Genomic DNA, 24,492 nt, shown 5'->3' on the forward strand with positions numbered 1-24,492 from the left:
GTCGCACGGCAACAGTTTCGGTTCGTTCAGGGCGGGTATCCGAGTTCCACTCGCATTGTCGGCGGGCGCACGGAGGTGGACTGGGGTGGAACGGATGGAGCGGTTCGTCGTGCGCGGTTTCGGGGATCTGGCCGCGCTCCGCACCCGTGTCCGGTCGTTGCTGGCGGACTGCGACACCGATGACGTGATCGACGCGATGCTCGTCGCCGACGAGCTGTGCGGCCTGCCCTGCCAGTACGGCAGCGTGCCCGCGACCGTCTCCCTGATCCGCTCGTTCGACCGGCCGGGGCTGCGTGTCGCGATCGACGCCCCGCCGCTGCGCTCGCCCGTGGCGCCGTCCTGGTCGCACGCGGGCGGGCGGGTGCTGGAGGCGTGCGCGACGGACTGGGGCATCGGCAACGAGGGCAACCGCATGAAACTGTGGGCCTGTGTCCGGCTGCGCTCGCGTCTCGACCTGCCCGCGCCCCGTGGGTCGGGCTAACCGGCGCCGAACTGCTTGCCCAGCTCGTTGACCTCGGGCAGGCCGATGAAGTCGGTGAACTCGCCGAACCCCGGCAGGTCCGCGACCACGCGGGCGGGTGTGCCGTCCGCCGCGATACGCGCCAGCACCTCGCGCATCGCCCTGGTGGCGGCGAGCAGCGTCGAGATCGGGCACAGGATCAGCCGGAAGCCCAGCTGCCGCAGGCGGTCGAAGTCCTTGGGCGGGGTCTTGCCGCCCTCGGCCCAGTTGAACACCAGCGGCACGCCCGCGAACTCGGCGGCGACCCGCTCGATCTCCTCGTCGCTTTGCAGCGCCTCCACGAACAGCGCGTCGGCGCCCGCGTCGAGGTAGCGGTGTGCGCGTTCGATCGCGGCGTCCACCCCCTCCACCGCACGGGCGTCGGTACGGGCGATCAGCACGAAATCCGGGTTGCGCCGGGCCTGCACGGCGGCGCGCACCTTGTCGACCATCGTTTCGGCGGGCACGACCTGCTTGCCTTCCATGTGCCCGCAGCGTTTCGGCGCGACCTGATCCTCGATGTGGATACCGGCGACGCCCGCCGTCTCGTACTCGCGCACGGTACGGATCACGTTGAGCGCGTTGCCGTAGCCGGTGTCGGCGTCGGCGATCACGGGAAGCTCCACCGCGGAATCGATCCGCCGCGCGTTGCCGACCATTTCGGACATCGTGAGCAGGCCCACGTCCGGGCGGCCGATGAGCGAGGCGGTGGTGCCGAATCCGGTCATGTAGACCACGCCGAACCCGGCCTCCTCGACGAGCCGGGCACCGAGCGCGTCGTAGACACCGGGCGCCACAACCGGTTCGCCGCGCGAGAGCAGTTCCCGCAGCCGGGCGGGACCGTCCACATCTTCCCCGATCAGCTTCGCCATTTTCCAACCTCCACACACCGGATACCCGTGACTCCGACTTTTCCACACCCGGCAGGATCAGCTCGATCCGGACCTGATCGGTCGTCATGATTCGCACGGTTTACCCAGGTCGTGTTTCAATGGAAGCTTTCCCGGGCAGCTCTTCAACGAGTGCGGACACCGAAACAGGTGGGAGGGAAGCGATGACGGCCTTGGCTGGGGAAACGCCGGAGCTCGCGGGGAAAAATCCGGAAGCCACCGGCGAACTGCCGGAAGAGCTCAACCGTGAGATCGCCGGTGGCGGGCAGCAGCCGGCGCACTCGGCGAGGCCGGAGGAGGGGGCATCGATGCGGACTGGTTCGGCCGGCCAGGCGGAGGAATTCGGGGAGAGGGCACCCGACTCGGTTGTTCAGGTGAGCGGATCGGTTGCCGCGGCAGGAGAAGCGGCCGAGCCCGCCGTCGGGGTCGGGCCGGTGCCGTACGCGCGGGGACCCGCCGATTCCGGGGGTTTCCGAGCCGGGAGAGCGCGGGACGCGGCGTGTGCGGACGGCGAGGCGGCGCCGGAACCCGTGCGGACCGCCGAGGTGGTGCAGGCCGCGCCGGCGGTGGAGGCCGGGGAGGCCGCCGAGCAGCTGGCGGCCGCGGTGACCGCGGCGTTGCGGCCCGACGCGGCCCCGCTGGACTACGCGCCGTGCCGCCAGGGAGTGACCAAGGCGGTGCAGGGCCTGCGGTCGGCGCTGCTCGGCCTGATCCGTGAACTGGAACCGCGCACCGGCACCTACGACGACAGCGCCGTGGCCCGTGCGCAGCATCTCGCGGCCGACATCCGCTTCGTCCGCCCGCTGGAATCCACATAGGACCGAAGGGGCGAAAGTCCCTCACGATGGGGCCGAACGCCAGCCGCGGCGCCGCGTCTTCTTTTCGTACCTTCTGTGGCAGGGTGAAGGAGGCGGCACGATGGCGAAGCCGGTGGTCGTCGGCGTGGACGGCTCCAGCACGGCGTTGCGCGCGGTGCGCTGGGCGATGGAGGAGGCACGCCGGCGGGGGGCGGCACTACGTATCGTGCACGCGGTCGAGCCGCCGGCGTTGCGTTTCACCGGGGGATTCGCCGAGAGCGCGGGCATCGTCACCAAGCTCCGTGCCGAAGGCGAGCGCGTCGTCGCCGAGGCGGCGGAGGTGGCCGGAGCGCTGCCGCGCGTGACCACCGTGATCCCGGCGGCCGCCGCGCCGAACGCGCTGCTCGCCGAATCCGCCACGGCCCAACTCGTGGTACTCGGGGCGACGGGGCACCACGCGTTTCCCGCCCTGCTGGTGGGCGCCGTGCCCGCGGTCGTCGTCGCGCACGCGCACTGCGCGGTCGCGGTGGTGCGGGGTGTGGAACAGGCCGCGTCCGCGCCCGTGGTCATGGGCATCGACGGCGGCCCGTACTCGACGGCCGTGATCGCGGCCGCGTTCGAGGAAGCCGCCCGGCGTGACGTGCGGCTGATCGCGGTGCATTCGTGGAGTGACGCCGACCTGGAACGCTTCGCGGGCCCGGCGCGGCCGTACTTCGGCTGGGAACCCGTCGCCGAGGCCGAACGCCGGTTGCTGGCCGAGAACCTGGTCGGCTGGCAGGAAAAGTACCCCGACGTGGCGGTGGACCGCGTGGCCGTGCGTGACCGGCCGCGGCATCTTCTGCTGGAGTGGAGCAAAAAGGCACAACTGGTCGTCGTCGGCAAGCGCGGCCGCGGCGGCTTTGCCGGGCTGCTGCTGGGATCCACCAGCCAGGCGCTGATCAGTCATGCGCACAGCCCGGTCCTCGTGGTGCACCGGTTGCGGTAAGTTGCGATCATGGGGGCCGCACGTCTGAGAACCGGCATCATCGCGGGTTATGCCGCCGTCGTGGTCGGCCTGGTCTACGCGGCGTTCAGCCTGTACTGGACCCTCGGGGGCACCGCACTGCTCGACACCGTCGGCGGCGAGGTCGGTGATCTCGCCCGCCGTGGCGGTACCGCGGCGTTCGCCCTCGGCCTGGGCGCCACGCTGCTCAAGGTGGCCGGCTGCGGCCTGTGCTACCTGCTCGTGCGCACCAGGGGACGGGTGCGCTGGGTGCTGGTGCCGGCCGCGCTGGGCGGCTGCCTGCTGATCGTCTACGGCGGTGTGCTCGTCGCGGTCGGCGCGCTCGTGCTCACCGGCGCGGTCGAGCCGGACTCGGCCGTCGACTGGACGGCACTGCGCTGGCACGTGGCGATCTGGGACCTGTGGTTCCTGGTGTGGGGCATCCTGCTGACGACGACGACGGTCGCGTTCCGCCGTCAGTCCTTTGTGGACGTGCCCGCGAGCCACGGATAGCGCGCGGTGTCGCGGCCCGCGTAGTCGGGATCGAGGTAGATGAACACGCGCTGGATCTTCCAGTCGCGGATCTCGAACACGTCACACCACCGGCCCGCACCCCACTCGGGCACGCCGGCGCGCCACGCCCCGTCCTGGTGCTCGCCGTGGCTGGTGCCCTCCGCGACGAGCGTGTCGGAACCGGAGAAGATCCAGTTGAAGCTCGCGTAGTCGTGCCTGATCGAGCGCAGGGTCGCGCCGACGTCACCGAAGAGCTTGCCGATCTCCGCTCTGCCGGTGGCCAGCCCCCATTTCGGGAAGTACACCTGCGCGTCCTCGGCGAACAGATCGAGGATCGCGCCGCCCGTACTGGTCACGCCGCCGTTGTCGAACGCCTTGAGGTATTCCAGCGCGACCGATTTGCGCTGTTCATCGGTCATTGTCTGGGTGGTGAGCGCCATTGCCGGCTCCTTCCGCGCACGCGGGACCCGAAAGTGCATAATGCCGCGCCGCGGTGGGTACGCACCAGCCATGACGAAGGTGACCGCGGCCGACCTGGAGGTTCTGCTCGCTTCCACGGACGGCACGAAGATCGTGCTGGAGGGCGGCCGGCTGACGGTCGTCCCGCCGGAGAGCCGGCCCGCCCACGACGGCGCGCTGACCGTGGCGACCCGGGAGGAGCTGCGGCGCCGCATAGGGGAGGCCCAGGCCGACCAACGGATGCTGGAGGAGCAGGCCGAGATCCTCAACACCGAGATCTCCACGCTCGGCGCATGAGCGCCCGAGTTGTGCGTGCCGCCGCGATGGCCTACCACTGAAGGTGGAGGCATCGATGATCGACGAGCACAGCCTGTACGGACGGCTCGATGATCCGGCGGCCGACGCCGGGTACGACGAGCACCCGCCACGCGTCGGCTTCTTCACCGACACCTCGGTGTGCATCGGCTGCAAGGCCTGTGAAGTGGCCTGCAAGGAATGGAACCTGGTGCCCGACGACGGGTTCAACCTGCTGGGCATGTCCTTCGACAACACCGGCTCGCTGGGTGCCGACACGTGGCGGCACGTCGCCTTCGTCGAGCAGACCCGCCCGCTGGGCGGGCAGAATCCCGGCCTGGCGGGGCTGCCGCTCGGCCCGTCGGGCACGCGGTCCTCTGCGGAGGTGGTCGGTTCGGCGCTGGCGCTGGCCGAGCGGGGCGGCGGGGAACTGGGCACGACGCCGGTCGATCTGGGGCTGCCCTCGTTCGAACCGCCGGGCGCGGCCACCGGGGCCGAGGCGCGGACCGATTTCCGCTGGCTGATGAGTTCGGATGTGTGCAAGCACTGCACGCACGCCGGCTGCCTGGACGTGTGCCCGACCGGCGCGTTGTTCCGCACCGAGTTCGGCACGGTGGTGGTGCAGGAGGACATCTGCAACGGGTGCGGCTACTGCGTTTCCGGCTGCCCGTACGGCGTGATCGACCGGCGTGAGGACGACGGGCGGGCCTGGAAGTGCACGCTGTGTTACGACCGGCTCCGTGACGGTCTGGAACCCGCGTGCGCCAAGGCGTGTCCGACGGATTCCATCCAGTTCGGGCCGCTGGACGAGCTGCGGGAGCGCGCCGCGCGGCGGGTCGAGGAGCTGCACGGCGCGGGTGTGGCCGAGGCGCGGCTGTACGGCCACGATCCCGACGACGGGGTCGGCGGTGACGGGGCGTTCTTCCTGCTGCTGGACGAGCCGGAGGTGTACGGCCTGCCCCCGGATCCGGTGGTGCCGACACGCGATCTGAAGTCGATGTGGAAGTTCGCCGGCATGGCGGCCTCGGCGTTCGTCGCGGCGGCGGTGTCCTCGTTCCTCGGACGGAGCAAGCGATGACCTCGGACTACCAGTCCTACTACGGGCGGGCCGTGCTGAAATCGCCGGTGTGGGAGTGGATGATCCCGGCGTATCTGTTCACCGGCGGGCTCTCCGCGGCCTCGGCCATGCTCGGGGCGGGTGCGGATCTGACCGGGAAGCCCACGTTGCGGCGCGTGAGCAGGCTGGGTGCGCTGGGCAGCCTGGTCGCGAGCACCGGCCTGCTGATCGGGGACCTCGGCCGCCCGGCGCGGTTCCACCACATGCTGCGGGTGGCCAAGCCGAGCTCACCGATGAGTGTGGGTACCTGGATTCTCCTGGGCTTCGGTCCGCCTGCCGGCGTCGCCGCGGTGGCCGAGCTGATGCCACGACGCAGCTGGCCGGGCCGCATCGTCCGCCCCTTCGCGCGGCCCGCGGGTCTCGCCGCGGCCGGTGTCGCGCCCGGACTGGCGTCCTACACGGCGGTGCTGTTGTCGCAGACCGCGGTCCCGGCCTGGCACGAAGCGCATCCCTACCTGCCGTTCGTGTTCACCGGTTCGGCCGCGGCCAGTGGGGCAGGCCTGGGCATGGCGCTGGCCCCGGTACGCGAGGCCGGTCCCGCGCGGCGGCTGGCGGTGGCCGGCGTCGCGCTGGAGACGGCGGCGTCGCGGCTGATGGACAAGCGGCTGGGGCTGGTGCGCGAGACCTACCGCAACCCCAAGCGACGGCTGGCGGAGGCCCTGTCCGTGGGTGGGGCGGCGGGCACCCTCCTGGCCCGGCGCAGCCGCACCGCCGCGGTGCTGTCCGGCCTGGCGCTGCTGGCGGGAAGCGCGTTGCAGCGCTTCGGCACCTTCGAGGCGGGCGTGCAGTCCACCCGCGACCCGAAATACGTGGTCGTGCCGCAGCGAGAGCGCCTGCAGGCGAAGGCGCAGCCCGAGATGGCCAGGTGAGCACACCCGCGTGAGCCACGCGGGTGGCTCACTTCACGATCGCCGTCAGTTCCACCCGGGAGCGGATCCCCAGCTTCGCGAAGATGTTGCGCAGATGGTGGTCGACCGTGCGGGGGCTGAGGAACAGCTGGGCCGCGATCTCCTTGTTCGTCGCGCCTTCGGCCACCAGGCGGGAGATGTGCGCCTGCTGGGGTGTCAGCCCGGCGATCGCGGCGGGTTCGCCGGTTTCCACGGTCTCCCCGGCCGCCCGCAGTTCCGCGCGGGCGCGGTCGGCCCAGTAAGCCGCTTCGTAGCTTTGGAAAATCTGCCACGCCTGGCGCAGATGCTCCCGCGCGGCAAGGGGTTTGCGTGCCCGCCGCAGCCGTTCGCCGTAGAACAGTTCCGTTTTGGCGCGCTCGAACGGGCGGTCGGCGTCGCGGTGCAGGCGCAGCGCGTCCCCGAACAGCTCGTGAGCCTCCTCGTCGTCATCGGCCAGCAGCGCCTGGCAGCGCAGCGACAGCGCGAGCTGGGCGGGATCGCGTGTCGCACGGGCCCACGCGTCGAAGGTCTCGACGGTACGGGCGGCCACGTCGCGTTCGCCGCAGCGTGCCGCGGCCTCCACGAGCTGGGGCGTGGCCATCACCCGGACGACCGGGTTCGCGCTCCTGGCGACGGTCCGCAGCTTCGCCAGCGCGTCCGCGGGCCGGTCTTCGTTGAGGTCGAGGCATGCCAGCGCCCACGTGCCCATCGCCCGCCGCGGCGCCAGCCCGCGTTCGGCCGCCTCCTCCGCCGCGCTGTCCAGGCGCCGCATGGTGGTCTCCTTGTCACCTTGCAGGGCGGCGACCAGCGCGAGCAGGGTCAGGTGGTTGATCACGCAGTTGTGCTGCCCGGCGGCCTTGGCGAAGCGAAGCCCGTCGCCTGCCGCCGACATCGCGGGCCCGTGCCGGTCGAGCCGCACCGAGGCGGTCGCGAGCAGCTCCAGCGCCCACGGCGTGAGCGTCGAACTGCCGTCGGCCAGCGCGGCGTTGACCCCGGCCGCGGCCAGTTCGGCCGCCCGTTCGTCGTCACCGGCGACCAGCGCGGCGATGCTCGCCCATGTCTTCGCCGAGCATCCGGACAGCTCCGCGCCCAGTGCCATCACCCGGCGCAGCGGCTCCCGGGCCTGCTCGTGCCGTTCCCGCAGAGTCGCCGACAGACCGTCGAAGTAATCGAGCATCAGATGCGGCAGCGGCGGCTGCCCGGGCGCGCCGAGGGCGCCGGCGAGCCGCGCGATCTCGCAGAAGCCGGCGTAGTCACCGGCGGCGCAACTGGCTTCGCCCGCGCGCATCAATGCGGTGAGCGCGAGCTGGCGGTCCGGGCCGGCGAGCGCGGCCGCGGCGTCCAGCAGGCTCCGGTGCCCGGCGGCGGGAGCACCGTCGCGCAGTTCGATCTCGCCGCGGAGCAGATCGGCGAGCCCGCGCACGGTCGCGTCGGCGGTGAGCGGCCGCACGCGCCGCAGCAGGGTGCGGCTCTGCCGGGCCGCGCCGGTCAGCCAGTAGTCGCGCGAGGCGTTGAGCAGCCGCAGCGCCTTGACGTTCGGGTCGGGCGTGAGGTCGGCGGCGAGATGGTAGGCGCGGGAGGAGGACGCGTGATCCCTCGATCTTCGCGCGCCCGCCGCGGCCCGGTCGAGTTCGCCCGCGAGTTCCCGGTTCGGACGCGCGCTGATCGCGGCACGGTGCGTCAGTGCGCGCAACGGATCGTCCAGCAGTTCCGCCAGCAGCCGGTGCGTCGCGTGGCGTTCGGCGAGCGGATCGTCGGCGTACAGGCAGGACCGGACCAGCTCGCTCGGCGCCGCGAGCACCTCGCCGTTGTCGGCGATGAGTCCCGATCCGGTCGCCTCGGCGAGCGCCTCGAGCGCGATTCCCGCTTCGGTGGCCGCGCGCATCACCGTGCTCACTTCGATCTCCTCGCCGGCGACGACGAGCCGCACGAGCCGTCGCGCGTCGGAAGAGAGCCCGGCGAAGCGCTCCCGCAACCGTGCGCGGAACCGGCTTCGCGCGGGCAGCGCGGCCGGCGGCGGTGCGGTCCCGGCGCGTTGTCCCGCGGTCAGTGAGCCGGCGAGTTCGACCAGCGCGAGAGGGTTGCCGGATGCCAGCGCGATCATCTGGTCCGCGAGGTCCTCGGGCAGTCCTTCCGGCACCTGTTCGGCGAGCAGTGCGCGGCTCGCGCCTTCGCCGAGCGGCGCCAGCCGCACCGACGAAAGTCCGTTCGCCTCCGGTGAACTTGTGGCGAGTATGAGCGCGATTGGTTGCCCGGTAACGCGTCTGGCCGCGAACAGCAGTGCTTCGCGTGATTCCGCGTCCAGCCACTGTGCGTCATCCACACAACACAGCAACGGCTGCTCGCGCGCGGCTTCGACGAGGACGGCGGTGACCGCGGATCCGATCGAGAAAGCGCTTTCAGTGTCGGATTTCCCTGTGCTGTTGGAAAAATCACAGCCCACGATGTCCGCCAGTGCCGGTGGTATCCGGTCCAGCCTGCTGACCAGCGGAGTCAGCAATTGGCTCAGTCCGCTGAAGGAAAGCGCTTTCTCGGTGGGCGCGGCGTCGATCCCGGCGAAACCGAAACCGGCCGCGTCGGCGCGAACGGCGGTCAACAGAGCCGTTTTTCCCAGGCCAGGCTCGCCGATCAGCTCGAGCGAGCCGCCTTCCCCGGCTTCGGCTCGCCGCACAAGTTGGGCCAAATGGCGCAGCTCTTCGTTGCGACCACACAGATTTCCCACGCGCATACCGACAGTGTTGCTCTTTGGTAACGGTAAGGGAAGGGACTGGCGATTTTGCCGATGCAGACGCCTGGTGATCGCACACAAGATGCGACACCCGATCCCGTTTGAGATCAGGAGAAGGTGGATGCACGCTGGAAATGTGGTGGTGGAGGGTGGTCGGTTGGCCGCGATGGATGAGCGAAGACGCAGACTGGGAGTGTTGCTGCGGCCTGAGCTGCCGAGCCTTGTGGACGAGATCGTCCGCGAGATCCGTCGCGCGGTGCCGGAGTACGGCCGCACGCCCGAGGAAGCCAATGGCGCGCAACTCCGCGACCGTGTCGACTACGCCGCACGGCTTTTCCTTGATCTACTGGAGTTTCCGCAGCTGGACCGCGCCGACGCGGAGCGGACGTTCCTGGGCATCGGGCGCGCCGAAGGACACGCGGGCCGCACGCTCGATCACGTGCACGCCGCGCTGCGTGTCGGTGGCCGCGTCGCGTGGCGGCGCATCGCGAAGGTGGAACGGCAGCGCGGGCTGACCGCGGTGGACGTGTCGTGGCTGGCCGACCGGCTGTTCGTCTTCCTCGACGAACTGGCCGCGCTGGCTACCCGTGGCTATCGCGAGGCGCGGTCCAAGGCCGACGACGCGGGCCGCGGTATGCGCCGTCGTTTGCTGCAGCTCATCGTCAAACGGCCGCCCGCACAGCCTTCGGCGATCACCGATCTGGCCCGCGGCGCCGCGTGGATCGTGCCCGAGCAGTGCGCGCTCGTCGCGGTGCACGTCGGCCAGTTGCGCACGGAACCCGCGCTGGACACGGACATCCTCGCCGACCTGCGCGATCCCGAACCCTGCCTGCTGGTGCCTGCGCCGGTGAACACCGAACGGCTGCAACGGCTCTCGGCCGCGTTCCACGGTGCGCGGCTGGCGATCGGGCCGACGGTGCCGTTCGCCGAAGCCGCGTCGTCGCTGCGCTGGGCCCGGCAGGCGGTGCGTCTGGTGGACGAGGGCGTGCTGCCCGACATGCCGGTGACGCTGTGCGCCGATCACTGGTCGACGCTGTGGCTGCTCGGCGATCCGGGGCTGCTCAAACAGGTCACCCGGCGGCGGCTGACACCGCTGAACACGTTTCCCGCCAAACAGCGGGCGCGGCTGGCGGGCACCCTGTTCGCGTGGCTGCAGGCGCAGGGCAACGTGCAGGAGACGGCGGCGAAGCTGAACGTGCATCCGCGTACGGTGCGGTACCGGATGCGCCAGGTCGACGAGGCGTTCGGCGATGACCTGCACGATCCGACGGCGCGATTCGAGATCGAGGCCGCACTACGGGCACTGCGGCTCAAAGGCGCGGCCTACTGAGCTACCGTGCGGTCTCATGCAAGACAAACCCCGCTGGTACGAGGAAGGCGAAGAGCCGGACTACCGGTTCACGCTCGCGAACGAACGGACCTTCCTGGCCTGGTTGCGCACCGGGCTCGCGCTGCTGGCGGGCGCGGTCGCGCTGGCGCAGTTCGTGCCGCCGTTCCCGATCAAGGGCCTGCACATCACGCTCGCGGCGGTGCTGACCGTGACCGGCACGGTGCTGACCGCCTTCTCCTATCGGCGGTGGGCACACGTGCAGCGCGCGATGCGGCACGGGAAGGCGCTGCCGATGACGTGGCTGCCGTTCGCGATCGGCTGGGCCACCGCGGCGGGTGGCGTCGCCGTACTCAGTCTCGTGCTGTCGCATTTCCGTGGCTGACCGGGATCCGGGCCTGCAGCCCGAACGCACTGCGCTCGCATGGCAGCGAACGGCGTTGGCGGCGGCCGTGGTGGCGGTGCTCATGACGCGCACCGGAGTGATTCACCGGTCGGTGCCGGACCTGCTCGCGGCGGCGTGCGCGGCCACCGCCGTCGTGCTCGCCGTGCTGGCCTCGCGAACCGTGCGCGCCACGGTCGCGCCGCGCAAGCTGCTGTGGAGCGTGACGGTGGCGGTCGTCGGCGCGGGGGTGTTCGTGACCGTGGGGCTGTTCGTGTGACCTATAACGGCTGGCGGCGGAGGCGGACGCGGTAGGAGTAGTGCTCGGGGAGGAAGTGGCTGATCGCCAGCTCGACCGGGGCGCCCGCGCAGGACAGGTACAGCCGGTCGATGCGCAGCAGTGCGTGACCGGGTTCGCAGCCGAGCAGGGCGGCGGCCTCGGCGGGGGCGTGACCGACGGTCACGCTCTGCTCGGCCTCGGCGATCGGATCGGGCAGGCGGTCTTCGAGCAGGCCGATGATCGTGGCGCTGCTGCGGGCGCCGGCCTCGGTCAGCTCCGGCGCCCCGGCGAGCAGTTCGCCGATCGCGGGCGGCAGGAACACCGTCGTGACGCAGAACGGCGTGTCCTGGTGCAGGCGCAGGAACGTGAGCTTGTCGACGGCATCGGCGGCCAGCCGCAGCCGCCCGGCGGCGTCCACGTCGATCTGCCGCCGTGGCGGGTTGACCACGCGCATGCTGGTGTCCAGCGACAGCCCCATCAGGTCCTCGATCGACCCGAACTGGCGCAGGTACTGGTCGCGCCCGGCGGCGGCGAACGTGCCGCGGCCGGGCACCCGGTAGACCATGCCCTCGGCGACGAGGTCCTGGAACGCCCGCCGCACGGTCTGCCTGCTCACCCGGTGGGTGTCGGCGAGTTCGGCTTCGGTGGGCAGCCGCACGCCGGGCGGGAACTCGCGGCGCAGTATCCGCTCGCGTAGTTGCCGGGCCAGGCTCCCGTACGCGGTCACGCCTCCAGCCCGCCCCGGCTGACCAGCTGGCGCGCGATGACGTCTCGCTGGATCTCGTTGGTGCCCTCGCCGACGATCATCAGCGGGGCGTCCCGGAAGTACCGTTCGACGTCGAACTCGGTGGAGTAGCCGTAGCCGCCGTGGATGCGCACCGCGTCGAGGGCGATCTTCATCGCGGTCTCGGACGCGAACAGCTTCGCCATGCCGGCCTCCATGTCGACCCGGCGGCCCGCGTCGGCCTCGCGCGCGGCGTGCAGCGTGAGCTGGCGCGCCGCCTGCAGCGAGGTGGCCATGTCGGCGAGGTAGTTGCCGATGGACTGGTGCCGCCAGATCGGCTTGCCGAAGGTCTCGCGGTCCTGTGCGTAGGCGAAGGCGTCGTCGAACGCGGCGCGCCCCACACCCAATGCCCGCGCCGCGACCTGCAGGCGCCCGGTCTCCAGGCCCTTCATCATCTGCGCGAAGCCGCGGCCTTCCGTGCCGCCGAGTACGGCGTCGGCGGGCGCGTGGAAGTCCTCGAAAACCAGTTCGCAGCTCTCCACGCCCTTGTAGCCGAGCTTGGGCAGGTCGCGCGACACGGTCAGCCCGGGCCCGTGTTCGACGAGCAGGATCGAAATGCCGCGGTGCTTGGGTTCGGCGTCGGGATCGGTCTTGCACAGCAGTGCGATGAGCTGCGAGCGGCGCGAGTTTGTGATCCACGTCTTCGCGCCGTTGACGACGTAGCCGTCCTCGCCGCGGCGGGCGATCGTGCGCAGCGCCTGCAGGTCCGAGCCGCCGCCGGGTTCGGTGAGCGCCATCGTCGCGCGGACCTCACCGGTGGCCATCCTCGGCAGGTACCTGGCTTTCTGCTCCTCGGTACCGAAATGTGCGAGCAGCTTGGCGACGACGGTGTGCCCGCCCATCGCACCGGCGAGGCTCATCCAGCCGCGCGCGAGTTCCTCGGTGACCAGCACGTAGCACGGCGTGGACACCGGATTGCCGCCGTGTTCCTCGCCGATGGCGAGCCCGAAGATGCCCAGCGCCTTCATCTTCTCGATCAGCTCGCCGGGGTAGGTGTTGGCGTGTTCCAGCTCACGCGCGACCGGTCGCACCTCCTTGTCGACGAAGTCGCGCACGGTGTGCACGACCATCCGTTCGTCCGCCGTGAGGATGTCGAGGGTGCTCATCGGCTATTTGTACGGCCAAATGTGTTCCCCGGTCAACGACCTCCGTGATAGGAAGGTCCGAGGTTTTGTACGGACAGGGAGCACGATGGAACTGGGCCAGTACCTCGAATCGTGGCGGCCGGGGCCGCTGACCAAGGACGACGATCTTTCGCCGGGTCCCGCGCGGGCGTTGTCCTCGGTGCTCGACCAGCCGCCGCCGGAACGGACGCTGCCACCGCTGTGGCACTGGCTGCACTTCCTCGACTGGCCCGCGCAGCGCGAGCTGGGCGAGGACGGGCATCCCACCGAGGGACACTTCCTGCCGTCGATCCCGGACCGGCGCCGCATGTTCGCGGGCGGGCGGCTGCGTGTCGAGCAGCCGCTGCGGCTGGGCGAACGGGCCGAGAGCGTGAGCAGCGTCGCCGACGTCGTGGTCAAGCAGGGCCGCACCGGCGAGATGGCGTTCGTGACGGTGCGCAGCGAGATCAGCCAGGGCGGGCGGCTGTGCGTGGTCGAGGAGCAGGACATCGTGTACCGCTCGGGCGAGGACGAGGGGCGCACGTTCGACTACGACGCCGCCGACGCGCCGCCGTCGGATGCGGCCTGGCAACGGTCGATACGCCCGGATTCGCGGTTGTTGTTCCGGTTCAGCGCGCTGACCGCGAACGCGCACCGCATCCACTACGACGACCCGTACGTGCGGGAGGTCGAGGGCTATCCGGGGCTGGTGGTGCACGGTCCGCTGCTGGCGTTGCTGATGCTGGAACTGGTGCGCGATCGTGAGGTGCGCACGTTCTCGTTCCGGCTGCGCAAGCCCGTGTTCGCCGGTGAGCACGTGTGTGCGCTGGGAGATCCCGGCGAGGGCGGTGCGGCGCTGCGGGTGGCGACGGCTCGCGACGACCGGCACGCGACGGCGGAGGTGACGTTCGCATGACCCCCGACGAGCTGGTGGCGGTGCTGTTCGTGCCCGGCGACCGGCCGGAGCGCTTCGACAAGGCCGTCGCCTCGGGCGCCGACGCGGTGATCCTCGACCTGGAGGACGCGGTCGCGGCCGGCGACAAGGACAGCGCACGGGCCGCGGTCGATGCCTGGCTCGGCGCGGGCAACAACGCGTTCGTGCGGATCAACGGCGCCGATACCCCGTGGTTCCAGGCCGATCTGGACCTGGTGGCGCGGCACGGCTGCCCGGTCATGCTGCCCAAGGCCGAGGACCCGGACGTGCTCGGGCGCATCGAGGCGCCGCTGATCCCGCTCATCGAGACCGCGGCCGGGATCGAGTCGGCCGTCGCGGTGTGCGCGGCGCGCAACGTCGTGCGCGTCGCGTTCGGCAGCGTCGATCTGGCCACCCAGCTCGGTGTTGTGCACACCGACGAGCTGGCGCTGGGCTACGCGCGCTCGCGGCTGGTGCTCGCCAGCGCCGCGGCCGGGATCGCGCCGCCGCTGGAGGGCGTCACGACGGCGCTGGGCGATCCGGCCGTGCTCGAGGCCGACGTCGCGCACGCGCGGCGGCTCGGGTTCGGTGGCAAACTGTGCATTCACCCGCGTCAGGTTCCGTTGGTGCGCCAGGGTTTCGCCCCGACGGCGGAGGAACTGGAGTGGGCGCGGCGCGTCGTCGGGGCAGGCGAGTCGGCGTCCGCTGTGGACGGTCAGATGGTGGACCGGCCGGTGGTGGAACGCGCGCGCCGGCTGCTCGCCCGCGAGGCGAAAGACTAAGGAGGAGCGGTGGAGGCCGACGAGTTCGCGGCGGTACTGGCGGCGGTGCGGGATCTGGTGCGCAAGGATGTCGTGCCGCGCGAGGAGGAGATCGAGGACCGCGACGAGATCCCGGACGAGATCCGCCGCAAGTCCGCGGAGATGGGACTGTTCGGCTGGGCGCTGCCGCAGGAGTACGGCGGGCTGGGCCTGTCCATGAGCGAGGACGTGCGGCTGGCGTTCGAACTCGGCTACACCACGCCCGCGTTCCGGTCCCTGTTCGGCACCAACAACGGCATCGCGGGCCAGGTGATCGTCCGCTACGGCACCGAGCAGCAGCGCGAGCACTGGCTGCCCAGGCTCGCCGCCGGTGCGGCCGTCGCGTCGTTCGCGCTCACCGAGGCCGAGGCGGGGTCCGATCCCAGCGGCATGACCACCACGGCGATCCGCGACGGCGACTCCTACGTGATCACCGGCACGAAGCGGTTCATCACCAACGCGCCCATCGCGGACCTGTTCGTCGTGTTCGCCCGCACCGACCCGCAGGCCAGGGGCACGCACGGCATCTCGGCGCTGCTCGTCGAGGCGGGCACGCCCGGGGTGTCCGTCGGGCCGCGCGACAAGAAGATGGGCCAGGCGGGTGCGTGGACGGCGGAGGTGTTCTTCGACGGGGCCCGCGTGCCCGCCGCGAACCTGGTGGGCGGCAAGGAAGAAGAGGGTTTCCACGCCGCGATGGCCTCGCTCGCCCGCGGCCGCCTGCACATCGCGGCGATCTGCGTCGGCCTCGCCGAGCGGGCGGTGGAGGAGATGGTCTCCTACGCGGCGAACGCGCGCCAGGGCGGGCATCCGATCGGCGATTTCCAGCTGGTGCAGGCATTGCTGGCGGAGTCCAAGGCCGAGGCGTACGCGGGACGTGCGCTCGTGCTGGACGCGGCGGCGAAGTACGACTCGCGCGAGGACACGAAGATCGGCCCGTCCTGCGCGAAACTGTTCTGCAGCGAGATGGTCGGCCGGGTCACCGACCGCGCCGTGCAGGTGCACGGCGGCATGGGCTACATCCACGGCGTCACGGCCGAACGGCTCTACCGCGACGCCCGGCTGTTCCGCATCTACGAAGGCACCAGTGAGGTGCAGAAGCTCGTGATCGGCCGGGCTTTGCTGAAAGGCGCGCGATGACACTGCCGCTGGAAGGGTTCACCGTCGTCAGCCTCGAACAGGCCGTCGCCGCGCCGCTCGCGACGAGGCATCTCGCGGACCAGGGCGCCCGGGTGATCAAGGTGGAGCGCGTGGACGGCGGGGACTTCGCCCGCGCCTACGACACCACCGTGCGGGGGATGGCCTCGCATTTCGTGTGGCTCAACCGCGGCAAGGAATCCGTGGCGCTCAACCTCAAGGACGACGAGGGGCTGCGGCTGCTGCGGGAGCTGATCGCGCGGGCCGACGTGTTCCTGCAGAACCTCGCGCCCGGCGCCGCCGCGCGGCTGGGACTGGACGCCCCGGCACTGCGCGGGGAACGGCCGGAGCTGGTCGTGGTCGACATGTCGGGATACGGCTCGTCGGGCCCGTATCGCGACCGGCGCGCCTACGACCTGCTGGTGCAGAGCGAGGCCGGGCTCGTGTCGATCACCGGGACGCCGGACGCGCCGGCGAAAACCGGCATCCCGACGGCGGATATCGCGGCCGGTATGTACGCCTATTCCGGTGTGCTCTCGGCGTTGCTGCGGCGTACGCGCACCGGCGAGGGCGCGCATCTGGAAGTGTCGATGTTCGACGCGGTCGCGGAATGGATGGGGCATCCGCTGTACCTGTCGGCGCACACCGGGCAGCAGCCGCCGCGCACCGGGCTGAGCCATCCGATCATCGCGCCCTACGACGCCTATCCCACCGCCGACGGCGAGGTCCTCATCGGCATCCAGAACGACCGGGGCTGGGTGCGGCTGGTCAAGGACGTGCTGGGCAGGCCGGAACTGGCCGAGGACCCGGATTTCGCGACGAACGTGGCCCGCGTGCGCAACCGGTCGCGGGTCGACGCCGCGGTCGCCGAGGGCACCGCGACGATGACGTCCGAGGAACTGGTGCGCCGCCTCGACGCGGCGGGCATCGCGTCGGCGAAGCTGAACATGGTGGGCGAGCTCATCGCGCATCCGCAACTGTCCGAACGCGACCGCTGGCGGGAGGTCGCCACGCCCGTCGGGCCGATCTCGGCGGTCCTGCCGCCCGTGACGTTCGGCGACGTGGAGGCGCGCATGGGTGCGGTGCCCGCGCTGGGCGAGCACACCGACGGCGTCCTGACCGAGCTGGGCCTGTCCGCGCAGGCGCTGGAATCGTTGCGCGCACGTGGAATCGTGGCCTGAGGCGGGTCAGTAGTAGCCGCCGCGCTGATCCCATTCGCGGGTCATCAGCTTGGTGTCGTCGCGCCGCGGTGGCTTGGGCCGCAGCGCGCTGCCGGACAGGCTGACCAGCAGCAGGGTGATCACCAGGCCGATGACGAGGTTCAGCAGTCCCGTCGCGATCTTGGTCTCCCAGCTGACCGACAGGCTCAGTGGCAGCACGACCGCGATCAGTGTCAGCAGCACCATGATCCACCCGAAGAACGTGGTGGCGTTCGGGGTGGCCAGCGACAGGATGTGGATCAGGCCGGTGGCCAGCAGCGCCGCGGCCGCCGAACAGAGCGCGTAGGTGGCGGTGTTGGCGTTGCCCCACAGGCCGGAGCCCTTGGGCGCCAGGATCGCGACCCCGGCGAGGCCGCGGGCGATCAGGATGCCCACGATCGCGACCAGCGCGGCTACGAGCGCGGTCGCGCAGCCGCCCGCCCACAGGCGCTTGGGATCCGGCCGGACCGGCTCGCTCATGACGTTCCCTCCTCACGCCAGACTTCACTGTCCGGCTACCCACTGCTGCGCGGGGTAAACCCAGCGGTCACGGAGCGCGGCGGGCGAGCCCGAGCACGTGTGGCGAGGCGGGCACGCCCGGTGCCGGAAAGCGGAAGTACCGGCTCTTCTCGACGGTGAATCCGGCCGCGGAGATCGACACGTCGGTGGCGCGCACGAGCTGGCAGCCGCCCGCGATGAGCGGCCACACCACGTTGACGATCTTCTGATAGCGGACGAACCCCGGTTGCCCCGCGCGGATGTGCTCGTAGAACCGCAGCTCGCCGCCCGGCCGCAGCACGCGGCGGACCTCCCGCAACGCGGCGTCGGCGTCGCGTACCGAACACAGCACGAGCGACGTGACGGCCACGTCGAAGGCCTCGTCCTCGCCGGGCAGCTGCTCGGCCGTGCCTTCGATGACCGTCACCGGCACGGGTGCCTCGCGGGCGGCCTCCTCTGCCCGGGCCCGCAGGCTGGGCTCCGGTTCGATGGCCACCACCTCGGTGACCGTCTCCGGGTAGTGGGCGAAGTTGATGCCGTGCCCCGACCCGACCTCGATGACCCGGCCGGTCACACCGGCCAGCAGCTCGTCTCGATGCTCGGCCGCACCCGCGGCCTCGCCTGCGGCGGCGATGCGCGGGTAGAGCCGGGCGAACACCGGATGTCTCACGAGGTCCAGCGTAGTGCGAGCAGCAACTGCAGGTGGCAGAAAAGCCGTTCCCTCGGATCGGCCAGTTCGATGCCGCTGACCGCGACCGCGCGCCGGATCCGGTGCCGCACCGTGTTCGGGTGGATGTGCAGCCGCGCGGCGGCGGCGCGCACGTCGCCGAGCGCGTCGAGGTAGGCCAGCAGGGAGGTGACGAGTTCGCTGCCGTGCTTCGCGTCGTGCGCGACCAGCGCGGCCACCGCCGGGTCGCGGAGATCGGGTGTGGCCTCGATGAGGTTCAGCGTCGCCCCGAGCAGCACCTCGCCGCGCAGATCGCCGATCGTCGCGACGTCGGTGTCGGGGGTGCGGGCCATCGCGTCGAGCACCCGGTCCGCCTCGGCGCGCGCGGCGGTCACCGAGGCCAGCGACGGCGCGGGCGAGCCGATGCCGGCCTGCGCGCGCATCCCGGCGCGCGCGAGCACACCGACGACGTGCCGGGCCAGTGTTGTCAGCGCCGCTTCGGCCTCGTCCGGCGGCACCTCCGGCAGCACCGCGTACACCCGCGCGCCGATCGTGCCGACGAGCGCGCCGCGGCGGTAGGAACTCGCGTGCACCGACACGACGTTGGCGATCTCCAGCTGGTGCAGTTCGTGCTCGGAGCGGTCGTGCTCGGCGTCGCGCTGCGCGAAGGCCACCACGATCACCGGTGCGGCGGGGTCGAGGCCGGACTGCCCGGCGACGAGATCCGCGCTGACCTGCCCGTCCAGCAGGCCGGGTACGAGGTCCTCGCGCGAGCGCAGGCCGGGCGAACCGCGGCGGCGCACCAGGTGGACCGCGGCGAGCCGGGCCGCGCCGAGCAGCGCGCTTTCGGCCCGCTCGGCGAAGGGGTGGCTACCCTGCTGCACCCACATCGTGCCCAGATGCTGCGACCCGGCGCGGATGCCGACCACGAGCCGCGGCCGGATGCCCAGCTCCGGCCGCTCCTCGACGCGCACGACCTCTTCGCTGGAGCGGACCCGCTGGTAGACGCCCCATTTCCGGAGCAGCGAGAGGTACTGTTCCGGCCCTTCCCAGCCCAGGATCGTCAGCCGCCGCAGTTCGTCGATCTCGTCGTCGGAACGCGAGTAGGCGACCACCCGGTTACCCGCGTCCTCGATGCTGACGTTGCCGCCGGTGAGCAGCGCGGTGGTCTGCGCCAGCCCGAACAGGTCGCCGTACCCGTCGTCCGAGGCGGCCAGCGCCGCGCCTTCGAGCACCTCGCGCACCAGCACCTGCAGCTGGTCCCAGCGCACCCGCGGCCGCACGGTCAGCAGTGCGATCCCGGCGTCCTCGGCCGCCGCGCGCGGGCCGTCGGGCCCCTTCACCGCGACCGCCGCGGCGCCGGCGCGGGCCGCGAGCCGGACCGATCGCGCCGCCTCCCGCCCGCGCGCCCCGATCACCAGCACCAGCTCGCCGGAGTAGCTGCCCAGCTCGTCGTCGGGATCCAGGATCGCGACACCGCGGACGGCGGTGTCGGCACTGCCCGCGGTCAGCTCCATGAACGGTTCGCCGACCGCGATCAGCAGCTGCCCGAGGCTCGTGTTCATGCTGTCCAATCGCACAATGTTTCTCTGTCGACTTTAGCTGATCGGACAATCCGCGGCGGGCCGCCGATCCTTACCGTTTTGCCTATGGACGCGACCACTCATCCGCCCGCACCGCGCAACGAACCGGTCCGCGAGTACGCCCCCGGTTCCCCGGAGCGGGCGAGCCTGACCGCGAAACTCGCCGAGCTCGCCGCGCAGCGGTTCGAGCTGACCTCGACCATCGACGGCGAACAGCGCATGGGCGGCGGCACGCGCATCGACGTGGTGCAGCCGCATGACCACGCGCACGTGCTGGGCACCACCGCCAACGCGACGCACGAGGACGCCAAGGCCGCCGTCGCGGCGGCGCTGCGGGCCGCGCGGAGCTGGCGCGCAATGCCCTTCGACGAGCGCGCCGCCGTCCTGCTGCGCGCGGCCGATCTGCTGTCCGGCCCGTGGCGCGACACGCTCAACGCGGCCACGATGCTGGGCCAGTCGAAGACCGTGCAGCAGGCCGAGATCGACTCCGCGTGCGAGCTGGCCGACTTCTGGCGCTACAACGTGCACTTCGCGCGCCAGATCCACGCCGGGCAGCCGGAGAGCGCGCCGGGCACCTGGAACCGGCTCGACTACCGCCCGCTCGAAGGTTTCGTCTACGCCATCACGCCGTTCAACTTCACCGCCATCGCGGGCAATCTGCCGACCGCGCCCGCGCTCATGGGCAACACCGTGATCTGGAAGCCTTCGCCGGCCCAGGGGCTGGCCGCGCACCTGACGATGCGGCTGCTGGAAGAGGCGGGCCTGCCGCCTGGCGTGATCAACCTGGTCACCGGTGACGGGCTGGCCGTGTCCGACGTGGCGCTCGCCGATCCGGCGCTGGCCGGGATCCACTTCACCGGCTCGACCCGCACGTTCGCCCACCTGTGGTCGGCCGTCGGCGCGAATATCGCGAACTACCGCGGATATCCCAGGCTCGTGGGCGAAACCGGTGGCAAGGACTTCGTCGTGGCACACGCCTCGGCCGATGCCGACGTGCTGCGTACCGCGCTCGTGCGTGGCGCCTTCGAGTACCAGGGCCAGAAATGCTCCGCCGCCTCGCGCGCGTTCATCCCACGGTCGGTGTGGGCGCGGCTCAAGGACGATCTGTTGTCCGAAGTGGACTCACTCGCGATGGGCGACGTCACCGACTTCCGCAACTTCCTCGGCGCGGTGATCGACCGCCGTGCGTTCGACCGGCTCGCGGCCGTGCTCGCGTCGGCGCGTTCGTCCTCCGATGTGGACGTGCTGGCCGGTGGCACTGCCGACGACTCGCACGGATTCTTCGTCCGCCCCACCGTATTGCTGGGCCAGGATCCCTCCCACGAGATCTTCACGACCGAGTTCTTCGGCCCGGTGCTGGCGGTGCACGTCTACGAAGACGGCGACTACGAGCGCGTGCTGCGCCTGGTCGACGAGGGAGCGCCGTACGGGCTGACCGGCGCCGTGATCGCGAACGACCGGGCCGCGGTGCGGCAGGCGAGCGAGGCGTTGCGGTTCGCCGCAGGCAACTTCTACGTCAACGACAAACCGACCGGTGCCGTGGTGGGGCAGCAGCCCTTCGGCGGCGCACGCGCGTCGGGCACCAACGACAAGGCGGGTTCGGTCTACAACCTGCTGCGCTGGGTCAGCCCGCGCACGATCAAGGAGAACCTCTGCCCGCCGACCTCGTCGGGCTATCCGCATCAGGGCTGAGAAAAGGAGATGAGCCATGCTGCGCTCGGCGTTGCTCGCCGCCTCGCGTTCGGCGACATGTCGCGCACTGGTCGAGAACACGCCCGTGCTGCGGCCGATCGTGGACCGCTTCGTCGCGGGCCCGGCGATCGAGGACGCCGTGCGCGTGGTGAACGATCTCGACGGCTTGCTGGTCTCGCTGGATCACCTGGGTGAAGCGACCCACGACCGTGCGCACGCGGAGCGCACGGTCGAGGCCTACCGGCTGGCGTTGCGCAGGCTCGGTGAGGCGGAACTGGCCGGGCGAGCGGAGGTTTCGCTGAAGCTGTCCGCGCTCGGCCGGGACCTGCCCGCCGACGGCGAGAAGATCGCACTGGAGTGCACGCGGCGGATCTGCGAGGCGGCGGCCGCGGCCGGCACCACGGTCACCGTGGACATGGAGGACCACACCACCGTCGACGCCACGCTGTCGATCGTGCGGTCGCTGCGGGCCGATTTCCCCGGCACGGGCACCGTGTTGCAGGCCTACCTCAGGCGCACCGAGGCCGACTGCGCCGACTTCGCCGGGCCTGGGTCGCGGATCCGGCTGTGCAAGGGTGCCTACGACGAACCGGGTTCGGTCGCCTACCGCGAAAAGTCCGAAGTGGACGCGTCGTATGTCCGGTGCCTCAAGGTACTCATGCGCGGCGAGGGCTATCCGATGGTCGCCACGCACGATCCACGGCTGATCGCGATCGCGGAGACGCTCGCCGGGCGAAGCGGGCGCGCGAGCGGGGACTACGAGTTCCAGATGCTGTACGGGGTGCGGCCCGACGAGCAGAAAACGCTTGCGCGGCGCGGTCTGCGGATGCGGGTGTACCTGCCCTACGGCACCGAGTGGTATCCCTACTTCATGCGCCGGCTGGGTGAACGTCCCGCCAATCTCGTCTTCTTCCTGCGAGCGCTTGCGGCACACTAGAGCCGTGGTGCGATGGCCGATTGTGTCGTCGGTGGTCAAGGCCGCCGGCTACGATCCGGAGCGTCACGTACTGGAGGTCGAGTTCCCCAGTGGGGACGTCTACCGGTACGTGCGCGTCGAACCCCGCGTATTCCATGCCTTCATGACGGCCGACAGCAAGGGCCGGTTCTTCAACGAGCGGATCCGGGAAGCCTACGAGGGTGAACGCGTCGAGTGACCGTCCGGTAGCAGGACCGCGCGTGCGGGCCGACAATGAGGTGATCGGCAGCAGCGAGCGAGGAGGCCCGAAATGCCCGGTCACACCTACCGTGTCACCGAAATCGTCGGTTCGTCGAGCGACAGCATCGAGGACGCGATCCGCGGCGGCATCGAGCGCGCGTCGCAGACCTTGCGCGAACTGGACTGGTTCGAGGTCACCGAGATCCGGGGGCACCTGGAGAACGGCGTGGTCGGCCACTTCCAGGTCGGGATGAAGGTCGGTTTCCGCATCGAGTCCGAGTAGGCCGGTGGGCGCGGATCCGGTGTGACAGGCGGGGAGCAGGGCTGGTGTCCTGAACCGGACGGCCCGCTGGCGGGACTGCGTGCCGGCGTCTGTGGCCAGGGGGCGGCGGTGTGGCACGCGGGGCGGCTGCTGGCGTCGCTCGGCGCTGTCGTGGTCGCCGGGCGCGACGCGTGGCGCGACGTCGACGGCGTCATCGACGCGCGCGGCGTGCTGCCGTCCACGTGGGACGGACCCGCGGTGCGCACGGTGGACACCACGGCGGCCGAGGACTGGGCCTCGTGCGGGGCGATGGCGCTGACCGGGCGGCGGGCCGGGCCCGCGCTGCGCGCGCCGGGTGAGCCCGCCAGCGCGGCGTGGGGTGCGTTGCTGGCACTGGAACTGCTGGCGCGCATCGGTGGGCGCGAGGTGGTGCTGCCCGGTCCGCGCGTGCTGGGCGAGCGTGCCGCGATCGCCGGGCTGGGCCGCAACGCGCCGTCCTCACCCAGTGGGACGACGCGCCTGGTCCGGGCCGCGGACGGCTGGGTGGCGGTGAACCTCGCCCGCGGCTGGCCGGACCTGCCGGAGACGGATCCGTGGTCCTTTGTGGAGCTTTCGATCGCCGGCCGTCCGGTCGCCGAAATCGTGGAAAAGGCGCGTACGCATGGCTTTCCGGTCGGTGTTCCGGCTACGGAGGACGATCAGCTGGCGGCGCGCGGCCAGGAGGGCGAGGTGTGGCCGTTCGTGCTCAACGGGCGGGTGCGGCGCGCGCGGCCGTGCGAGGAGTACGTGCGCACCGAGCCCCGGCGATGGCGGTTGCCACCCACCCGGGTGGTCGACGTGTCGTCGTTGTGGGCGGGGCCGCTGTGCGGGCACCTGCTGACGTCGCTGGGCGCGCGGGTGATCAAGGTCGAGGACGTGCGGCGGCCCGATCCGGCGCGGCAGGGGCCGGGGGAGTTCTTCGACCTGTTGCACGCCGGGCAGGAGTCGGTGGCGCTGGACCTGGGCACCGCCGGGGGACGGGCCGCGCTGGACCGGCTCATCGGCGGTGCGGACGTGGTGATCGGCAACGAGCACCCGCCGCGCGGTGGGAAGTGCTGGGTCAGCATCACGGCGTACGGGCGAACCGGTCCGTGGGCCGGGGCGCCCGGTTTCGGTGACGACACGGCCGTGGCGGGCGGCCTGGTCGCGTGGGATCCGGCGACCGGCATCCCGGCCCCGTGCGGCGATGCGATCGCGGCGCCGCTGGCCGGGGTGAACGCGGCGCTGGCGGCCGTCGCGTGCCGCCTCGCCGGGGGCGAGTGGCTCGTGGACGTGGCGCTGCGAGAACAAGCCGCGGCGACGCTGACCGGCACGCCGGAGCCGGGGCCCGTCCCCGCCGCGGCGGCCCCGGTTGCCCGCCGCCCGGCAGGCCGGGCACCGGCACTGGGTGCCGACACGGCCCGGGTGCTGGCGGAGTCGTGAGAGCGGCTCGGGTGGGCCAAGGAGTCGTTCGACCTCGATGCGGTCAGTGGCTCGAGTAGCGTGTCGGACCCCTCTGCCGGGAGGA

The 24,492-nt window shown here is 71.4% G+C and carries 27 protein-coding genes; 19 read left to right on the forward strand and 8 right to left on the reverse strand.

The features are described 5' to 3' along the window. The first annotated feature begins 85 nt into the window (after positions 1 to 85). On the forward strand, positions 86 to 481 hold the full coding sequence (locus tag HFP15_RS13605) for a hypothetical protein (RefSeq protein ID WP_168515316.1): 396 nt from the start codon (positions 86 to 88) through the stop codon (positions 479 to 481). Here HFP15_RS13605 and HFP15_RS13610 read toward each other — a convergent pair. Further along, on the reverse strand, positions 478 to 1,371 hold the full coding sequence (locus HFP15_RS13610) for an isocitrate lyase/PEP mutase family protein (protein WP_168515318.1): 894 nt from the start codon (positions 1,369 to 1,371) through the stop codon (positions 478 to 480). The genes HFP15_RS13605 and HFP15_RS13610 overlap by 4 nt on opposite strands. A gap of 182 nt (positions 1,372 to 1,553) precedes the next feature. Between HFP15_RS13610 and HFP15_RS42745 the strand changes: the two genes are divergently transcribed. The 3 genes from HFP15_RS42745 to HFP15_RS13625 all read left to right on the forward strand — a co-directional run bounded on the left by HFP15_RS42745 (position 1,554) and on the right by HFP15_RS13625 (position 3,681). Beyond that, on the forward strand, positions 1,554 to 2,207 hold the full coding sequence (locus tag HFP15_RS42745) for a hypothetical protein (protein WP_246271661.1): 654 nt from the start codon (positions 1,554 to 1,556) through the stop codon (positions 2,205 to 2,207). A gap of 100 nt (positions 2,208 to 2,307) precedes the next feature. Next, entirely contained in the window at positions 2,308 to 3,171 is an 864-nt protein-coding gene (locus HFP15_RS13620) for a universal stress protein (protein WP_168515320.1), read from the forward strand. Between the two features lie 9 nt (positions 3,172 to 3,180). Further along, positions 3,181 to 3,681, forward strand: a complete 501-nt coding sequence (locus HFP15_RS13625) for a DUF3995 domain-containing protein (protein ID WP_168515322.1) — start codon at positions 3,181 to 3,183, stop codon at positions 3,679 to 3,681. Here the strand turns inward: HFP15_RS13625 and HFP15_RS13630 are convergent. Beyond that, complete coding sequence (locus HFP15_RS13630) at positions 3,645 to 4,121, reverse strand: nuclear transport factor 2 family protein (protein WP_168515324.1); 477 nt, start codon at positions 4,119 to 4,121, stop codon at positions 3,645 to 3,647. The two genes, HFP15_RS13625 and HFP15_RS13630, sit on opposite strands and share 37 nt — an antisense overlap. A gap of 70 nt (positions 4,122 to 4,191) precedes the next feature. Here HFP15_RS13630 and HFP15_RS13635 point away from each other — a divergent pair, with 70 nt between their 5' ends. Genes HFP15_RS13635 through nrfD form a run of 3 tightly spaced genes read left to right on the forward strand, consistent with a single transcriptional unit; the run spans position 4,192 to position 6,420 of the window. Next, positions 4,192 to 4,437 (forward strand): hypothetical protein, encoded by a 246-nt coding sequence (locus HFP15_RS13635; protein ID WP_168515326.1) that lies wholly within the window; start codon positions 4,192 to 4,194, stop codon positions 4,435 to 4,437. Positions 4,438 to 4,492: 55 nt separating this feature from the next. Further along, the gene (locus tag HFP15_RS13640; protein WP_168515328.1) at positions 4,493 to 5,512 is read left to right on the forward strand and encodes a 4Fe-4S dicluster domain-containing protein; all 1,020 of its coding nucleotides are present in this window, start codon (positions 4,493 to 4,495) and stop codon (positions 5,510 to 5,512) included. Then, the gene (gene nrfD, locus HFP15_RS13645; protein ID WP_168515330.1) at positions 5,509 to 6,420 is read left to right on the forward strand and encodes an NrfD/PsrC family molybdoenzyme membrane anchor subunit; all 912 of its coding nucleotides are present in this window, start codon (positions 5,509 to 5,511) and stop codon (positions 6,418 to 6,420) included. Before HFP15_RS13640 ends, nrfD begins: the two co-directional genes overlap by 4 nt. A 28-nt stretch (positions 6,421 to 6,448) precedes the next feature. Here nrfD and HFP15_RS13650 read toward each other — a convergent pair whose 3' ends face one another. Beyond that, positions 6,449 to 9,166 carry a helix-turn-helix transcriptional regulator gene (locus tag HFP15_RS13650; protein ID WP_246271662.1) on the reverse strand — a complete coding sequence of 906 codons (2,718 nt, stop codon included), beginning with the start codon at positions 9,164 to 9,166 and terminating at the stop codon, positions 6,449 to 6,451. Between the two features lie 196 nt (positions 9,167 to 9,362). Between HFP15_RS13650 and HFP15_RS13655 the strand changes: the two genes are divergently transcribed. From HFP15_RS13655 to HFP15_RS13665, 3 genes are read left to right on the forward strand one after another with little or no spacing between them, the layout of a single operon-like run. After that, positions 9,363 to 10,496, forward strand: a complete 1,134-nt coding sequence (locus tag HFP15_RS13655) for a PucR family transcriptional regulator (protein ID WP_168515334.1) — start codon at positions 9,363 to 9,365, stop codon at positions 10,494 to 10,496. Between the two features lie 16 nt (positions 10,497 to 10,512). Continuing rightward, positions 10,513 to 10,878 (forward strand): YidH family protein, encoded by a 366-nt coding sequence (locus HFP15_RS13660; protein ID WP_168515336.1) that lies wholly within the window; start codon positions 10,513 to 10,515, stop codon positions 10,876 to 10,878. Continuing rightward, positions 10,871 to 11,155: a DUF202 domain-containing protein gene (locus HFP15_RS13665; RefSeq protein ID WP_312871576.1), complete on the forward strand. Its 285-nt coding sequence runs from the start codon at positions 10,871 to 10,873 to the stop codon at positions 11,153 to 11,155. Before HFP15_RS13660 ends, HFP15_RS13665 begins: the two co-directional genes overlap by 8 nt. Position 11,156: 1 nt before the next feature. Here HFP15_RS13665 and HFP15_RS13670 read toward each other — a convergent pair whose 3' ends face one another. Together HFP15_RS13670 and HFP15_RS13675 are read right to left on the reverse strand one after the other, a co-directional pair. Further along, on the reverse strand, positions 11,157 to 11,882 hold the full coding sequence (locus HFP15_RS13670) for a GntR family transcriptional regulator (protein ID WP_168515338.1): 726 nt from the start codon (positions 11,880 to 11,882) through the stop codon (positions 11,157 to 11,159). Further along, positions 11,879 to 13,045 (reverse strand): acyl-CoA dehydrogenase family protein, encoded by a 1,167-nt coding sequence (locus HFP15_RS13675; protein ID WP_168515340.1) that lies wholly within the window; start codon positions 13,043 to 13,045, stop codon positions 11,879 to 11,881. Before HFP15_RS13675 ends, HFP15_RS13670 begins: the two co-directional genes overlap by 4 nt. 85 nt (positions 13,046 to 13,130) lie before the next feature. Between HFP15_RS13675 and HFP15_RS13680 the strand changes: the two genes are divergently transcribed. The 4 genes from HFP15_RS13680 to HFP15_RS13695 are packed head-to-tail and all read left to right on the forward strand — an operon-like array spanning position 13,131 to position 17,070. Next, positions 13,131 to 13,958: an HTD2 family dehydratase gene (locus HFP15_RS13680; RefSeq protein ID WP_168515342.1), complete on the forward strand. Its 828-nt coding sequence runs from the start codon at positions 13,131 to 13,133 to the stop codon at positions 13,956 to 13,958. After that, a complete protein-coding gene (locus HFP15_RS13685; protein WP_168515344.1) occupies positions 13,955 to 14,737 on the forward strand; it encodes an HpcH/HpaI aldolase/citrate lyase family protein in 783 nt (260 codons plus the stop codon). The genes HFP15_RS13680 and HFP15_RS13685 overlap by 4 nt, the downstream gene beginning before the upstream one ends. A 9-nt stretch (positions 14,738 to 14,746) precedes the next feature. Then, complete coding sequence (locus HFP15_RS13690; protein WP_168515346.1) at positions 14,747 to 15,892, forward strand: acyl-CoA dehydrogenase family protein; 1,146 nt, start codon at positions 14,747 to 14,749, stop codon at positions 15,890 to 15,892. Further along, entirely contained in the window at positions 15,889 to 17,070 is a 1,182-nt protein-coding gene (locus HFP15_RS13695; RefSeq protein WP_168515348.1) for a CaiB/BaiF CoA transferase family protein, read from the forward strand. The genes HFP15_RS13690 and HFP15_RS13695 overlap by 4 nt, the downstream gene beginning before the upstream one ends. 6 nt (positions 17,071 to 17,076) lie before the next feature. Here the strand turns inward: HFP15_RS13695 and HFP15_RS13700 are convergent, their stop codons facing one another. From HFP15_RS13700 to HFP15_RS13710, 3 genes are all read right to left on the reverse strand, one after another. Continuing rightward, on the reverse strand, positions 17,077 to 17,568 hold the full coding sequence (locus tag HFP15_RS13700) for a DUF6069 family protein (RefSeq protein ID WP_168515350.1): 492 nt from the start codon (positions 17,566 to 17,568) through the stop codon (positions 17,077 to 17,079). A gap of 67 nt (positions 17,569 to 17,635) precedes the next feature. Then, complete coding sequence (locus HFP15_RS13705) at positions 17,636 to 18,256, reverse strand: class I SAM-dependent methyltransferase (protein WP_312871577.1); 621 nt, start codon at positions 18,254 to 18,256, stop codon at positions 17,636 to 17,638. Beyond that, on the reverse strand, positions 18,253 to 19,818 hold the full coding sequence (locus HFP15_RS13710) for a PucR family transcriptional regulator (RefSeq protein ID WP_168515352.1): 1,566 nt from the start codon (positions 19,816 to 19,818) through the stop codon (positions 18,253 to 18,255). Before HFP15_RS13710 ends, HFP15_RS13705 begins: the two co-directional genes overlap by 4 nt. An 84-nt stretch (positions 19,819 to 19,902) precedes the next feature. Between HFP15_RS13710 and pruA the strand changes: the two genes are divergently transcribed. The 5 genes from pruA (at position 19,903) to HFP15_RS13735 (ending at position 24,407) form a co-directional block, all read left to right on the forward strand. Then, complete coding sequence (pruA, locus tag HFP15_RS13715) at positions 19,903 to 21,528, forward strand: L-glutamate gamma-semialdehyde dehydrogenase (protein WP_168515354.1); 1,626 nt, start codon at positions 19,903 to 19,905, stop codon at positions 21,526 to 21,528. A 16-nt stretch (positions 21,529 to 21,544) separates the two neighbouring features. Then, the gene (locus tag HFP15_RS13720) at positions 21,545 to 22,465 is read left to right on the forward strand and encodes a proline dehydrogenase family protein (protein ID WP_168515356.1); all 921 of its coding nucleotides are present in this window, start codon (positions 21,545 to 21,547) and stop codon (positions 22,463 to 22,465) included. Positions 22,466 to 22,469: 4 nt separating this feature from the next. Continuing rightward, the gene (locus HFP15_RS13725; RefSeq protein ID WP_168515358.1) at positions 22,470 to 22,682 is read left to right on the forward strand and encodes a KTSC domain-containing protein; all 213 of its coding nucleotides are present in this window, start codon (positions 22,470 to 22,472) and stop codon (positions 22,680 to 22,682) included. A 72-nt stretch (positions 22,683 to 22,754) separates the two neighbouring features. Then, positions 22,755 to 22,967, forward strand: coding sequence for a dodecin (locus HFP15_RS13730; protein ID WP_168515360.1), 213 nt, complete (start codon positions 22,755 to 22,757; stop codon positions 22,965 to 22,967). A 21-nt stretch (positions 22,968 to 22,988) separates the two neighbouring features. Next, the gene (locus HFP15_RS13735; RefSeq protein ID WP_312871578.1) at positions 22,989 to 24,407 is read left to right on the forward strand and encodes a CoA transferase; all 1,419 of its coding nucleotides are present in this window, start codon (positions 22,989 to 22,991) and stop codon (positions 24,405 to 24,407) included. Positions 24,408 to 24,492 lie beyond the last annotated feature (85 nt).

Source organism: Amycolatopsis acididurans, from assembly GCF_012328925.1.
In the GTDB taxonomy this organism is placed as follows: Bacteria; Actinomycetota; Actinomycetes; order Mycobacteriales; family Pseudonocardiaceae; genus Amycolatopsis_E; species Amycolatopsis_E acididurans.

Bases quoted from the DNA above. Each gene is read 5' to 3' on its own strand.
- HFP15_RS42745 (WP_246271661.1), top strand. From the start codon at position 1,554: ATGACGGCCTTGGCTGGGGAAACGCCGGAGCTCGCGGGGAAAAATCCG.
- HFP15_RS13640 (WP_168515328.1), top strand. From the start codon at position 4,493: ATGATCGACGAGCACAGCCTGTACGGACGGCTCGATGATCCGGCGGCC.
- HFP15_RS13700 (WP_168515350.1), bottom strand. From the start codon at position 17,568: ATGAGCGAGCCGGTCCGGCCGGATCCCAAGCGCCTGTGGGCGGGCGGC.
- HFP15_RS13720 (WP_168515356.1), top strand. From the start codon at position 21,545: ATGCTGCGCTCGGCGTTGCTCGCCGCCTCGCGTTCGGCGACATGTCGC.
- HFP15_RS13620 (WP_168515320.1), top strand. From the start codon at position 2,308: ATGGCGAAGCCGGTGGTCGTCGGCGTGGACGGCTCCAGCACGGCGTTG.
- nrfD (WP_168515330.1), top strand. From the start codon at position 5,509: ATGACCTCGGACTACCAGTCCTACTACGGGCGGGCCGTGCTGAAATCG.
- HFP15_RS13625 (WP_168515322.1), top strand. From the start codon at position 3,181: ATGGGGGCCGCACGTCTGAGAACCGGCATCATCGCGGGTTATGCCGCC.
- HFP15_RS13610 (WP_168515318.1), bottom strand. From the start codon at position 1,371: ATGGCGAAGCTGATCGGGGAAGATGTGGACGGTCCCGCCCGGCTGCGG.
- HFP15_RS13630 (WP_168515324.1), bottom strand. From the start codon at position 4,121: ATGGCGCTCACCACCCAGACAATGACCGATGAACAGCGCAAATCGGTC.
- HFP15_RS13710 (WP_168515352.1), bottom strand. From the start codon at position 19,818: ATGAACACGAGCCTCGGGCAGCTGCTGATCGCGGTCGGCGAACCGTTC.
- HFP15_RS13685 (WP_168515344.1), top strand. From the start codon at position 13,955: ATGACCCCCGACGAGCTGGTGGCGGTGCTGTTCGTGCCCGGCGACCGG.
- HFP15_RS13730 (WP_168515360.1), top strand. From the start codon at position 22,755: ATGCCCGGTCACACCTACCGTGTCACCGAAATCGTCGGTTCGTCGAGC.
- HFP15_RS13680 (WP_168515342.1), top strand. From the start codon at position 13,131: ATGGAACTGGGCCAGTACCTCGAATCGTGGCGGCCGGGGCCGCTGACC.
- HFP15_RS13695 (WP_168515348.1), top strand. From the start codon at position 15,889: ATGACACTGCCGCTGGAAGGGTTCACCGTCGTCAGCCTCGAACAGGCC.
- HFP15_RS13650 (WP_246271662.1), bottom strand. From the start codon at position 9,166: ATGCGCGTGGGAAATCTGTGTGGTCGCAACGAAGAGCTGCGCCATTTG.
- HFP15_RS13635 (WP_168515326.1), top strand. From the start codon at position 4,192: ATGACGAAGGTGACCGCGGCCGACCTGGAGGTTCTGCTCGCTTCCACG.
- HFP15_RS13675 (WP_168515340.1), bottom strand. From the start codon at position 13,045: ATGAGCACCCTCGACATCCTCACGGCGGACGAACGGATGGTCGTGCAC.
- pruA (WP_168515354.1), top strand. From the start codon at position 19,903: ATGGACGCGACCACTCATCCGCCCGCACCGCGCAACGAACCGGTCCGC.
- HFP15_RS13660 (WP_168515336.1), top strand. From the start codon at position 10,513: ATGCAAGACAAACCCCGCTGGTACGAGGAAGGCGAAGAGCCGGACTAC.